Annotated in this window: 13 protein-coding genes; 9 read left to right on the top strand and 4 right to left on the bottom strand. The window is 69.9% G+C overall.

Going from position 1 to position 12,614, the window contains the following annotated elements; translation table 11 throughout:
* Nucleotides 1-99: 99 nt before the first annotated feature.
* Complete coding sequence (locus tag AB0N07_RS04585) at nucleotides 100-714, bottom strand: class F sortase (protein WP_365832000.1); 615 nt, start codon at nucleotides 712-714, stop codon at nucleotides 100-102.
* Nucleotides 711-1,088: a sortase-dependent protein gene (locus AB0N07_RS04580; RefSeq protein ID WP_365831998.1), complete on the bottom strand. Its 378-nt coding sequence runs from the start codon at nucleotides 1,086-1,088 to the stop codon at nucleotides 711-713. Before AB0N07_RS04580 ends, AB0N07_RS04585 begins: the two co-directional genes overlap by 4 nt.
* A 218-nt stretch (nucleotides 1,089-1,306) precedes the next feature.
* Here AB0N07_RS04580 and AB0N07_RS04575 point away from each other — a divergent pair, with 218 nt between their 5' ends.
* A complete protein-coding gene (locus AB0N07_RS04575) occupies nucleotides 1,307-1,972 on the top strand; it encodes a YceI family protein (protein WP_365831996.1) in 666 nt (221 codons plus the stop codon).
* Nucleotides 1,973-2,002: 30 nt separating this feature from the next.
* Here the strand turns inward: AB0N07_RS04575 and AB0N07_RS04570 are convergent, their stop codons facing one another.
* Nucleotides 2,003-3,193 (bottom strand): spermidine/putrescine ABC transporter substrate-binding protein, encoded by a 1,191-nt coding sequence (locus AB0N07_RS04570; protein WP_365831994.1) that lies wholly within the window; start codon nucleotides 3,191-3,193, stop codon nucleotides 2,003-2,005.
* A 139-nt stretch (nucleotides 3,194-3,332) separates the two neighbouring features.
* Nucleotides 3,333-4,772 carry a gamma-aminobutyraldehyde dehydrogenase gene (locus tag AB0N07_RS04565; RefSeq protein WP_365831992.1) on the bottom strand — a complete coding sequence of 480 codons (1,440 nt, stop codon included), beginning with the start codon at nucleotides 4,770-4,772 and terminating at the stop codon, nucleotides 3,333-3,335.
* A 178-nt stretch (nucleotides 4,773-4,950) separates the two neighbouring features.
* Here AB0N07_RS04565 and AB0N07_RS04560 point away from each other — a divergent pair, with 178 nt between their 5' ends.
* From AB0N07_RS04560 to AB0N07_RS04525, 8 genes are all read left to right on the top strand, one after another.
* Entirely contained in the window at nucleotides 4,951-5,469 is a 519-nt protein-coding gene (locus AB0N07_RS04560; protein WP_365831990.1) for an Lrp/AsnC family transcriptional regulator, read from the top strand.
* Nucleotides 5,454-6,836 carry an aspartate aminotransferase family protein gene (locus tag AB0N07_RS04555; protein WP_365831988.1) on the top strand — a complete coding sequence of 461 codons (1,383 nt, stop codon included), beginning with the start codon at nucleotides 5,454-5,456 and terminating at the stop codon, nucleotides 6,834-6,836. Before AB0N07_RS04560 ends, AB0N07_RS04555 begins: the two co-directional genes overlap by 16 nt.
* A gap of 197 nt (nucleotides 6,837-7,033) precedes the next feature.
* Nucleotides 7,034-7,774, top strand: a complete 741-nt coding sequence (locus AB0N07_RS04550; RefSeq protein ID WP_365831986.1) for an ATP-binding cassette domain-containing protein — start codon at nucleotides 7,034-7,036, stop codon at nucleotides 7,772-7,774.
* A complete protein-coding gene (locus tag AB0N07_RS04545; RefSeq protein ID WP_365831984.1) occupies nucleotides 7,756-9,159 on the top strand; it encodes a hypothetical protein in 1,404 nt (467 codons plus the stop codon). The genes AB0N07_RS04550 and AB0N07_RS04545 overlap by 19 nt, the downstream gene beginning before the upstream one ends.
* A 97-nt stretch (nucleotides 9,160-9,256) precedes the next feature.
* Nucleotides 9,257-9,664, top strand: a complete 408-nt coding sequence (locus tag AB0N07_RS04540) for a VOC family protein (protein ID WP_365831982.1) — start codon at nucleotides 9,257-9,259, stop codon at nucleotides 9,662-9,664.
* A gap of 180 nt (nucleotides 9,665-9,844) precedes the next feature.
* A complete protein-coding gene (locus AB0N07_RS04535) occupies nucleotides 9,845-10,321 on the top strand; it encodes a hypothetical protein (RefSeq protein WP_365831980.1) in 477 nt (158 codons plus the stop codon).
* Nucleotides 10,322-10,627: 306 nt separating this feature from the next.
* Nucleotides 10,628-11,749 (top strand): LOG family protein, encoded by a 1,122-nt coding sequence (locus AB0N07_RS04530; protein ID WP_365831978.1) that lies wholly within the window; start codon nucleotides 10,628-10,630, stop codon nucleotides 11,747-11,749.
* 162 nt (nucleotides 11,750-11,911) lie between these two features.
* Entirely contained in the window at nucleotides 11,912-12,592 is a 681-nt protein-coding gene (locus tag AB0N07_RS04525; protein ID WP_365831976.1) for an LAETG motif-containing sortase-dependent surface protein, read from the top strand.
* Nucleotides 12,593-12,614: the final 22 nt, after the last annotated feature.

The raw sequence follows: 12,614 nt of genomic DNA, 5'->3' as shown, positions 1-12,614 counted from the left end.
CGTTCTCCAGGGTCGTGGGGGCACTCGTAGGGGCGCTTGTGGAGGAAGACCCCGGGCCGACGGCGTACGTTCCGCCGGCCCGTGGTCCGGGTGGCCGGGTCAGGGGCCGGCGGAGCTCAGCGCCGCGAAGACGATCACGTTGTCGAGGTAGCCGTCACCGGTCCGCTCGCCGCCGCAGGTGATGAGGCGCAGCTCCGGCCGGTTCACGTTCCCGTAGACCTCGTCCGACGGGAAGTGGGCCTTGGACACCGTGCGGACGTCGGTCACGGCGAACACCGCAGCCGTGCCGTTCTCCAGGCGCGTCACGATCTTCTCGCCCCGGTGCAACTCCCCCAGGCGCCGGAAGACTCCGTCCCCGTAGGCGCCGACCGTGACATGACCGAGGATCACCGACGGTCCGGTCTGGCCCGGCGTCGGCGAATGCTCGTACCAGCCCGCCCGGTCGTGCGCCGCGATCGGCGGCACCTGCACGCTGCCGTCCGCTGCCAGGCCCAGCTTCATCACCGGGGTGTCGACCCCGATGGCCGGTATCCGGAGCCCGACCGGGATGGATCGCCCCACCTCGGACACCTTCTCGGCGGACTTGGCCGGGGGCGGCGCGGAGGCGGACGGCGTGCCCGTGGCGCTGCCGGTGGTGGCGCCGGGGCCGCCGCAGGCGACGAGCAGTGCGGCCAGTGCCATGGCGGCGAGGGCACGCACGGAGCGTGGACTCATGCCCCGTTCGCCTGCCGGCGGCGTACGAGGAAGACGGCCCCGCCACCGAGGACGAACGCCGCGGCGGCGCCCCCACCGATCAGGGCACCCGTGTCCGAGGAGTCCGAAGCAGGCGGCACCACACCGGTGTTCGGCGCGCCGCTCGGCACGACGGAGACCTGACCGGAGGACGGCGCCCGGGTCGGAGCCGCACTCGGCACGGCACTCGGGGCGGTGCTGGCGCTGGGACGGGCACTGGGAGGAGAGGTGGGTGCCTGGGTGGCGCTGGGGACGGGACTCGGGCTCGTCTTCGCCCCGTCGGCGAACGCGGGCACCGCGCCCGCCAGCACGGCGGTGCACGCAAGTGCCATGGCACTGAGGCCGGTTCGGCGCATGAATCGCTCTCTTTCGTCGGTCCGCCCGGTGGTCGACCGGCGGACTGTGTGACTGATCGAGCGGAGAGACGAGGCAGCGGAGGGGTGGGTTGTAAAGAGACGGCAAAGCCGCTCGGGGGGCGGGATCCGGCCATTGATCGGGGAATTGGTGACGACCGTGTGCGCGGGTCTTGAAGGTGGCTTGCGGCCGTTCTTGTCATGACGTAGGTACGTGAATCATGAACCTTTTCACCCGTGCTGCGTCTCTGCGCCGCCCGGCTCCCCCCACCGCCACCGCCCCGCAACGCCCCCTCGGGCCCCCGGCGTTCGCCCCCACAGCGAACCGTCCGGACCCCGTTCTCGCGGCGCTGACCGGAGAGTGGGTGATCGACCCGGCGCACAGCCGTATCGGTTTCTCCGTCCGCCATGCCATGGTGACCACCGTGCGCGGGGCATTCACCGAGTACCAGAGCCGGCTCTACTTCGACGGCCGCGACCCCTCCCGCTCGCGCGCCGAGATCGTCCTGTCCACCGCGTCCGTCGACACCGGCGTGGAACAACGCGACGCGCATCTGATCGGCCGTGACTTCCTGGATGCGGCGAACCATCCACGGATGCGCTTCGTCAGTACGACGGTGCAGCTCGTGGACCCCGACGTCTACCGCATGAACGGCGAGCTCACCATCAAGAACACCACCCGCCCCGTCGACCTGGAGCTCACCTACATCGGGCACGTCGTCGACGCGTTCGGCGACGAGCGGGTGGGCTTCGACGGCACGACCACCATCAACCGTTCCGAATGGGGCCTGACGTACAGCCAGAAGCTGGCGGAGGGCGGCGCCATGGTGAGCGAGAAGGTGCGCCTCCAGTTCGACATCGCCGCCATCCGGACGCTGCCCGCCTGATTCGGGCGGCGCCGCTGCCCGCCCCGCGCCTCACAACCCCACGATCTTGTTCCACCTCTTCGCCAAGTCCACCCGCTCCGTCGACGTGATGTCCCGGGCGATCACGAGCCGTTTGCGCATCTCGGCGTCCGGGAAGATCAGCGGGTTCTCGGCGAGGGCCGCGGTGTCCTTGTCCTTGGCGGCCGCGAGGACGTCCTGGGCGGCGGGGACGGGGCAGACGTAGTTCACCCAGGCGGCGAGTTCGGCGGCGACCTCGGGCGCGTAGTAGTGGTCGACGAGCCGCTCGGCGTTCCTCTTGTGCGCCGCACGGTCCGGGATCATCAGGGAGTCGGCCCACAGCTCCGCGCCCTCCTCGGGGACGACGAAGCGGATGTGCGGGTTGTCCGCCTGCAGCTGGATGACGTCGCCGGAGTACGCCTGGCAGGCCAGTACGTCGCCGCTGACCAGGTCCTTGGTGTAGTCGTTGCCGGTGAAGCGGCGGATGTGGCCCTGCGCGACGTACTTCTCGACCTGGTCGCAGACCTTGTGGAAGTCGGCCGCCGTCCACCTGGTGATGTCGACGCCGTTGCCCTGCATCAGCAGCGCGAACGCCTCGTCCAGGCCGGACAGCAGGGTCACCCGCCCCTTGAGGTCGCCCGCCCACAGGTCCGAGACATGGCGGATCTCGCGGCCGAGCCTGCGGTGGTCGTACGCGATGCCGGTGATGCCCGACTGCCACGGCACCGAGTATCGGCGGCCCGGGTCGAACGCGGGCGAACGCAGCTGCGGGTCGAGGTACTTGGCCACGTTCGGCTGCCCGGCCCGGTCCATCTCCTGGACCCATCCGAGCCGCACGAACCGCGCGCACATCCAGTCGCTCATGACGATCAGATCGCGGCCGGTCCGCTGGTGGTTCATCAGGGCGGGGCTGATCTTGCCGAAGAACTCGTCGTTGTCGTTGATCTCCTCGGTGTACTCGACGGAGATCCCCGTGCGTTTCTCGAAGGCCTCCAGCGTGGGCCGCCGGTTCGGGTTGTGGTCGTCGGTGTCGATGTACAGCGGCCAGTTCGCCCAGGTCAGCCGCCTGTCACTGGCGGACAGATCGGCGACGGCACGCTCGCCGGGCCGCACATACGCGGCGGGCACCCCGCAGCCGGCCAGACCGCCGAGCACCGCACCACCACCCAGCGCGCACAGCAGGGACCGACGGGAGGGGAAGGGGGTGTTCGGCGTGAGGGGCATGGGCGCAGCATGCCTCTCACGCCTGTACGCCGACAATCGACGCAGCGTCGAGTACGCCCGCACCGGGCGGACACCCTGTCGAACGGCGCGGCCCCGGACGGTACTTGACCGTCCGGGGCCGCGTGCCACCTCGTGGGGACTAGGCGTCCAGCGAGGTCATCACGTGCTTGATCCGCGTGTAGTCCTCGAACCCGTAGCCCGACAGGTCCTTGCCGTAGCCGGACTTCTTGAACCCGCCGTGCGGCATCTCCGCGACCAGCGGGATGTGCGTGTTGATCCACACGCAGCCGAAGTCCAGCTTCTTCGACATCCGCATCGCACGGCCGTGGTCCTTGGTCCACACCGACGAGGCGAGCGCGTACTCGACGCCGTTGGCCCACTCCACGGCCTGGTCCTCGTCCGTGAAGGACTGGACGGTGATGACGGGACCGAAGACCTCCTTCTGGATGATCTCGTCGTCCTGCTTCAGCCCGGACACCACGGTGGGAGCGTAGAAGTAGCCCTTCTCGCCGACCTGGTGACCGCCGGCCTCGACCTTGGCGTGCGCGGGCAGCCGCTCGATGAAGCCGGCCACCTGCTTGAGTTGGTTGGGGTTGTTGAGCGGGCCGAACAGCACGTCCTCGTCGTCCGGCTGCCCGGTCTTCGTCTCGGCGGCCGCCTTGGCGAGTGCGGCCACGAACTCGTCGTGGATGCCCTCCTGGACGAGGACGCGGGTGGCCGCCGTACAGTCCTGGCCGGCGTTGAAGAAGCCCGCGACGGAGATGTCCTCCACGGCCTTGGCGATGTCGGTGTCCTCGAAGACGACGACCGGCGCCTTGCCGCCCAGCTCCAGGTGGACCCGCTTGAGGTCCTTGGACGCCGACTCGGCGACCGACATGCCCGCCCGCACCGAGCCGGTGATGGAGGCCATCGCCGGGGTCGGGTGCTCGACCATCAGCCGGCCGGTGTCACGGTCGCCGGTGATGACGTTGAAGACGCCCTTGGGCAGGATCGACCCGATGATGTCGGCCATCAGGACCGTGGACGCCGGAGTGGTGTCCGACGGCTTCAGCACGACCGTGTTGCCCGCCGCGATCGCCGGGGCGAACTTCCACACGGCCATCATCATCGGGTAGTTCCACGGCGCGACCTGCGCACAGACGCCGACCGGCTCGCGGCGGATGATGGACGTCATCCCGTCCATGTACTCACCGGCCGACCGGCCCTCCAGCATCCGGGCCGCACCCGCGAAGAAGCGGATCTGGTCGACCATCGGCGGGATCTCCTCGGACCGCGTGAGCCCGATCGGCTTGCCGGTGTTCTCCACCTCGGCCGCGATGAGCTCCTCGGCCCGCTCCTCGAACGCGTCCGCGATCTTCAGCAGGGCCTTCTGGCGCTCGGCGGGCGTCTTGTCGCGCCACTCCGGGAAGGCCGCGGCGGCGGCCGCCATCGCGGCGTCCACATCCGCCTGGCCGGACAGCGGCGCGGTTGCGTACGCCTCGCCCGTCGCGGGGTTGACCACCTCGGTGGTCCGTCCGTCGGCGGCGTCCCGGAACTCACCGTTGATGTAGTTGCGCAGACGACGCAGCTCGGTGCTCACTGCCGGCCTCCTGTCAGATCTGATCCGTTTGCGGCTGTCCAATGACTGAGACACCACCCTAATCCGCGCACCCACGTTTTCAACACCCCCAGTCGCATCAGGACTGCGAAATCCGCAGGTCTCAGTGACGTAAACAACGAATTTCATCGGTTCACCCTTGCGGAACCGTCGAGACGTCGTGCACAGTGAGGTCGTGGCCAGTCGAAGCGCAGAGCAAAGGGACTCGTCCCGCGAGCCCAGGAACGGCACTCCCCATCTGGATGCCGTCTCCCTCGCCATCATCGAGCAGCTCCAGGAAGACGGCCGTCGGCCGTACGCGGCGATCGGCAAGGCCGTGGGCCTGTCCGAGGCAGCCGTGCGCCAGCGCGTCCAGAAGCTGCTCGACCAGGGCGTGATGCAGATCGTCGCCGTCACGGACCCGCTCACCGTGGGCTTCCGACGGCAGGCGATGGTCGGCGTCAACGTCGAGGGCGACGTGGAGAAGATCGCCGAAGCGCTGACCGACATGTCGGAAGTCGAGTACGTGGTGATGACCGCGGGCTCGTTCGACATCCTCGCCGAGATCGTCTGCGAGGACGACGACCACCTGCTGGACGTCATCAACAAACGCATCCGGGCACTGCCCGGCGTGCGCTCCACCGAAAGCTTCGTCTACCTGAAGCTGAAGAAGCAGACCTACATGTGGGGAACCCGATAACCGTGAGCCAGAAGGACCTCAGCAAGACCGCGTACGACCACCTGTGGATGCACTTCACCCGCATGTCCTCGTACGAGAACTCCCCCGTCCCGACGATCGTGCGCGGCGAGGGCACCTACATCTACGACGACAAGGGCAAGCGCTACCTCGACGGTCTCGCGGGCCTGTTCGTGGTCCAGGCCGGTCACGGCCGCACCGAGCTCGCCGAGACCGCCTTCAAGCAGGCGCAGGAGCTGGCGTTCTTCCCGGTGTGGTCCTACGCCCACCCGAAGGCCGTGGAGCTGGCCGAGCGTCTCGCCGACGAGGCTCCCGGCGACCTGAACAAGGTCTTCTTCACCACCGGCGGCGGCGAGGCGGTCGAGACCGCCTGGAAGCTCGCCAAGCAGTACTTCAAGCTGGTCGGCAAGCCCACCAAGTACAAGGTCATCTCCCGCGCGGTCGCCTACCACGGCACCCCGCAGGGCGCCCTGTCGATCACCGGCCTGCCGGCCCTGAAGGCCCCCTTCGAGCCGCTGGTCCCGGGCGCGCACAAGGTCCCGAACACCAACATCTACCGTGCGCCGCTCTTCGGCGACGACCCGGAGGCCTTCGGTCGCTGGGCCGCCGACCAGATCGAGCAGCAGATCCTCTTCGAGGGCCCGGACACGGTCGCCGCGGTCTTCCTGGAGCCCGTGCAGAACGCCGGCGGCTGCTTCCCGCCCCCGCCCGGCTACTTCCAGCGCGTGCGCGAGATCTGCGACCAGTACGACGTGCTGCTGGTCTCGGACGAGGTCATCTGCGCCTTCGGCCGCCTCGGCACCACCTTCGCCTGCGACAAGTTCGGCTACGTCCCGGACATGATCACCTGCGCCAAGGGCATGACCTCGGGCTACTCCCCGATCGGCGCCTGCATCGTCTCCGACCGCCTGGCCGAGCCGTTCTACAAGGGCGACAACACCTTCCTGCACGGCTACACCTTCGGCGGCCACCCGGTCTCCGCCGCGGTCGGCCTGGCCAACCTCGACCTCTTCGAGCGCGAGGGCCTCAACCAGCACGTGCTGGACAACGAGGGCGCCTTCCTCTCCACCCTGCAGAAGCTGCACGACCTGCCGATCGTCGGTGACGTCCGCGGCAACGGGTTCTTCTACGGCATCGAGCTGGTGAAGGACAAGCACACCAAGGAGTCCTTCAACGACGAGGAGACCGAGCGCGTCCTGTACGGCTTCCTCTCCAAGGCCCTGTTCGACAACGGCCTGTACTGCCGTGCCGACGACCGCGGCGACCCGGTCATCCAGCTCGCCCCGCCGCTGATCTCCAACCAGGAGACCTTCGACGAGATCGAGCAGATCCTGCGCGCCACGCTGACGGAGGCGTGGACGAAGCTGTAGCCACGGGCGGTTCAGCCGTTTATACGGCCCGGGGTGCACCCGTACGAGTGAGAAGGGTGCACCGCGGGCCGCGTGCTGTCCGGCGTCGGCGCCGCCGCTCCTTAGCGTGCCTGGTAACCGATCGGCCCTGTCCTCGTTCCCCCGCACGGGGGAACAAAGATCACGGGAACCACAGATCCGAACCGAGGTGTACGCCCATGGAGGCCCCGCCGGACAATGACGTGCTCTGGGCACGCTCACTGCATTTCCAGCACAGTGACGGCTCGCCCGCGCTCAGCGGCGTCTCGTTCGGTGTCCGGGAGGGCGAGATCCTCGCCGTCAGCGGCCCCCGCGGCAGTGGGAAGACGACCCTGCTGCGCTGTCTGTCCGGCCTGGTGACGGCCCAGCGGGGCGAGGTCTGGTTCAACAGCGTGCCGGTCCACACCATGGCCCAGCCGGCCCGGGAGCGGCTGCGCCGCGACCGCTTCGGCTGGATCGACCCGGCCCCCGTGCTCGTACCCGAACTGAACGCCTGGGAGAACGCCGCCCTCCCGCTGATGCTGCGCGGAACCAGCCGCGAGCGCGCTCGGACGGCCGCCCTGGAGTGGCTCGAACGCCTCGACGTCGGCGACCTGTCCCGCCGGCGCCCGCACGAGATGAAGCAGGCCGAGCGGCAGCGCGTGTCGATCGCCCGGGCCCTCGCCCAGGGCCCCACCGTCCTCTTCGCCGACGAGCCCACGGCCCCCCTGCACCGCGCCGACCGCGCCCATGTGCTGCGCACGCTCACCACGGCGGCCCGTTCGCACGGCATCACGGTCGTCGTGGCCACCCACGACCAGGAGACCGCGGCCATCGCCGACCGCACGCTGGCGCTGCTGGACGGCCGCTGCGTGAACACGGTCCACCTGCCGCCGGTGGCCGAGACGGAAGGCCGGGCCCCGTGCTCGCTCTCCGTCTGACCCGCGGCGCCCACCCGGCCGTACAGCTGCGCCGCCTCCTGGTGGCGGTGGCCTCGGCCGGCACGGGCTTCCTCCTGCTGTGCGCCCTCGGTTACGCGATGAGCCATCCGCAGAACCCCGGCGGCTCGGCGCTCCGTCTCGCCTGGTGTCTGACCCCGCTGGCCGCCACCGTGCACTTCGCGGTGGCGGTGGCCCGCACCGACCCGGCCACGAAACCCCGCGGCGGCCTCTCGGCCATCGGTCTCGGCCCGTTCCGCCTGATGGCCGTGTCGGCCATGACGACGGCCCTGTCGTGCACGCTCGGCTCGCTGCTGGCCCTGCTCGTCTTCCTCGACCTCCGCGGCGACCTCACGGGCGCCCCCTTCGACGGCGCGGCCTCGGCGTTCCTCGCCGCCGACCAGCCACTGCCCGTCCCCGCGGCCCTGACGCTGCTGACGGTGGTTCCGGCGATCGCGTCGGCGACGGTGGCGCTGGTCCTCCTCCCCCGGGACGCGCGGCCGGCCGCGGCACGGGCGGTGGCACGGCACTACGGACGCTTCGGGGCATACGGCCGGACGGTGGCACGGGAGACCTTCGGGACGTACGGCCGCTTCGGCGCACGTTCCCGTACCCGGCCCACGGCCGGTCGTACCGCCGAGGCGGCTCCCGAGCCGAAGACAGGCGGCACCCCACCGCCGCGGCCGAGCGACCCCGCCCCCACGGCACCACCCCCGGGCGACGGCTCCACCGGTGCTCGGCCGAACCCCGACCTCTCCCCGCCCCTCCCTCCCGCGCCCGGCAGCACCCCCGCGGGCCTTCCGTGGGGCGTCTCCGTCCTCACCGCGGGCCTGGCCGTGCAGGCCTACGCCACCCGTGCGTCGACCACCCCCGCACCCCGACTCCCCGGCGGCCTCGCCACCGGTGCCCCCGCGGTCCTCCTCGGGTGGGTCCTCACCGCCCTCGGCCTCGCCGTCGCCGGCCCCGGCCTCGCCCATCTGTGCGGCCGCCTCCTCCAGGCGGGGCGCCCCGGCGCCCTCCGGCTGCTGTCCGGTCGCGTCCTCATGGAGGAGGCCACCCGCATCGGCCGCCCCCTCGGCATCGTCTGCGCGGTCGCCTCCGGCACCTATGCCATGGTCGCCCTGTACGAGACGAGCACCCCCGTCTTCGGGCCGCTCACCACCCTCGGCACGCTCCTCGTCTCCGGCTGCACCGTCGCCACGCTGCTCACCGCGGCCGTGGAGGCCAAGCACGCCCGGGCCGACACCACGGCAGCCCTGCTGCGCCTCGGCGCCCCCGTCACGATGCTGCGCAGCGCCGCCGCCCTGCGGGTGGGCGCACTGCTCGCCCTGTTCGTCCCGCTGACCCTGATCGTGGCGGAGCTGGCGGCCCTGCCGCTGGCCCGCTGAAAATTCGTACGAGCAGATTTCCCGGGAACCGATGAGTTCCCCGCGGGCCCCCGGTCTACCCCTGCGAACAGCACGCATCCGATGGGAGAGACCTCACATGTACCAGCAGATGATCTTCGTGAACCTGGCCACCGACGACGTCGAGGCGTCGAAGAAGTTCTTCACGGAGCTCGGCTACACGATCAACCCGCAGTTCAGCGGCGACGACTGCGCCTGTGTCGTGATCAGCGACACCATCATCACGATGCTGCTCAGCAAGCAGCGGTACGCGGACTTCACCAAGAAGGAGATCGCGGACTCGACGAAGACCAGCGAGGTGCTGATCTGTCTGAGCGCCGAGAGCCGCGAGAAGGTCGACGAGCTGGTGAACAAGGCGGTCGCGGCCGGCGGCACCGCCAACGACGACGTCCAGGACCAGGGCTACATGTACGGCCGCTCCTTCGACGACCTCGACGGCCACAGCTGGGAGGTCGTGTGGATGGACCCGGCGGCGGTCCAGGGCTGACGCCGCCGGAGGCACCCAGGACGGCAGCCAGACCAGCCCCTTCATGCTGCAGTACAACGACGCCACCGCCCAGACGGCCGAGCTGTACGTCGACGGCGCCGTTGCCGCCACCGCGACTGGTGCTGGTGCCATTGACTGCCGGGCGAGTCATGTACATCAGAAGAGATGGGAAGATGCGGCGTGCCCTACCGCATCGTGACCGTGACGGGATCGCACCGCACCGGCTTCGGTCTCCAGGTCGAGCCCGCCGTCTCTGTCAAGGCGTTGGCCGGCCGTGTGGCCGACACGGACGTGCCCGTGCGGGGCGACACCCTGCTCCTGCTCTTTCCCGAGGGCCGCCACGGGCGGGCGATCCTTGCGGACTTCGCCATGGAAGCGTGGCGCGACGGGGACACGTACTACTGCCGGAGCAGTCCTGACGACCCCGAGTTCGTCCTTGTCATCGGCACCGAGCGCGGACCGGAGGACCTTCCGCCGGGCACGGAGATCTGGCTGGACGATGCGGCGCCCACCGGCGGAGCGCGAAGCGGTGGCTGGAGCCGGATCATCGCGCAGTTCGAGGAGCTGCCGTGGGTGAGGGTCGATGCCGATGCGGACCCGGAGGCGTTGCCGTCACATCGGTCGCCCTCTGAGCCGCCCGAAGATCCGGTGACATGAGGTTCCCGGAGCGACGGGACGTCTCGCAGCGACACTGCACTGTCCTGGGCAGCCCCTCGGGGTGACGCTGATCTGGTCGGCAGCGCCTGTACACGGCCGGCAGCACGAAGATCCACCTGGCCGCCGATGGCCGCTGCCGGCCTCCGGCTTTCCTCCACAGCGCCGACCAGGCAGGCAGCCGCTGACGGCGACGGGGCAGCCGAGGCGGCAGACCACGGGCCTCAGCTGGGAGGTCCTGTGGATGGACCCGACGGCCGTCCAGGGCTGATCGAAAACCTAGGCGAACGGCGTGCCTAGCATGGGCCCGTGCAGACGAGCCCGGCCCATGCGGCCCACCACGACGAGCGCGAGATCGAGACGCTCGAGGACTTCGACGCGACGGTGTCGGCCCGCGGCACCCTCGCCGGTTACCGCGTACAGGCCGTCGATCTGACGGACCGCACAAGGGAGTTGCTCACCACCGACACCGCCGAGGCGGTTTTCCTCGGCTGCCCTATGCGTCCCGACGCGGCAACGAAGGTCCGCGCCGACGGGGCGCTGGTCTTCCCGCCGGTCCCGCATCTGCCCTTCGACCCGTACCGCGGGCACCTGTACGCGCCCGACGAGCTGTTCGCCTCGCTGGAGAAGGGGTACGAGCAGACGCCGGACGCCCTCGCCTACACCTGGTTCCAGCGCACCAAGGCCGACGGCGACATATTCGCCTCGATGCTGCGTGCCGTGCACGACGACTCCATATCCGACGCCCTCGACGAACTGCTGCGCGGGGCACGGGTGGTGGGCGTGATGGGCGGTCATGCGATGGCCCGCGGGACGGACGCGTACGCCGGGGCGGCGCGTCTCGGCCGCGAGCTGAGCCGCGCCGGGTTCACCGTGGCGACCGGCGGCGGGCCGGGCGCCATGGAGGCGGCGAACCTGGGCGCGTACGCGGCGCCGTACGAGGACGACATGCTGGAGGAGGCCTGCCAACTCCTCGCGAAGTCACCGTCGTTCGTGCCCTCGATCACCGAGTGGGCCCGCGTCGCCTTCGAGGTGCGCATCCGCTGGCCGAAGGGCAACCACTCCATCGGCATCCCCACCTGGTTCTACGGCCATGAACCGCCGAACCCCTTCGCCTCGCACGTCGCCAAGTACTTCGCCAACGCCACCCGCGAGGACGGTCTGCTGGCCCGCTCGAACGCAGGGGTGGTCTTCCTGCCGGGCGCCGCCGGGACCGTACAGGAGATCTTCGACAACGCGACGCCCAACTACTACGAGTCGCGCGGCGAACCGACGCCCATGGTGCTCGTCGACCGCACGCACTGGACGGAGCACCTGCCGACCTGGCCCCTCTTGCAGTCACTCGCCCGGGAACGCTCAATGGAGTCCCGTATAGCCCTCGTTGACCGTATCGAGGAGGCTCCGGCGGCGCTGAAACGTCTCGGCGGTTAATAAGAGGGTAAAGCCAATGACCCTGGTGCGCCTGCGCATTGACACTCCTTATCGAACGCTTATAAACCTTTGAGTCTCCTGGGGAGTGTGAGGCTTCACCTCCACAGTCGCGTCACGTTCCTCGTCAGCCCCCCGCAGTTGCACCTCCCGTGAAGGGCAAACGTGTCCATATCTCGCCGTACTGCACGTCGTTCCGTGCAGATCCTGGGCGTCGCCGCCGCGTCCTCCGCGCTCGCGCTGAGCGCCGCGGGCTCCGCGCTCGCCTGCAACATCAGTGAGTTCTCCGCCGAAGCCAAGTGCGACGGCGGCAAGGGCGTCATCACCGTCAACGACCAGGACGTCTCCGGTACCCCCGCCACGGTCACCGTGTTCCTGGAGAACAACGGTGCCGACGTGAAGACGGTCGGCTCGAAGGACGTCACCGGTTCCCGTGAGGGTGTCACCATCACCTTCGACGAGAACTGGTCGCCGAACGCCGAGTACCGCATCCGCGTGCAGGCCGGGCGCGACAAGAACCACCTGATCGTCGACAAGGACATCACGCCGAACCTGACGACTCCGTCCGAGGGCTGCTCCAAGGGCGAGTCGACCCCGCCTGCGACCCCGTCGCCGTCCGCCTCGACCCCGGCCGAGTCCCCGACCCCGTCCGCCTCCGAGAGCACCCCTCCGGCGAGCACCTCGTCCAACGCCCCGTCCCCCGCGGCCGGCGGCTCCAACCTCGCCGAGACCGGTGCGAACTCCAACACCGGCCTGATCGCCGGTATCGCGGGCGCGCTGGTCGTGGTCGGCGGCGGCGCCGTCTTCTTCGGCATGCGCCGTCGCGGGACGAACAGCAGCCGCTGACGCCTCTCGCAGAACACCGCTG

Source organism: Streptomyces sp. NPDC051172, from assembly GCF_040682555.1.
Taxonomy (GTDB): domain Bacteria; phylum Actinomycetota; class Actinomycetes; order Streptomycetales; family Streptomycetaceae; genus Streptomyces.
This window is presented reverse-complemented; position numbering and strand designations above follow the sequence as displayed.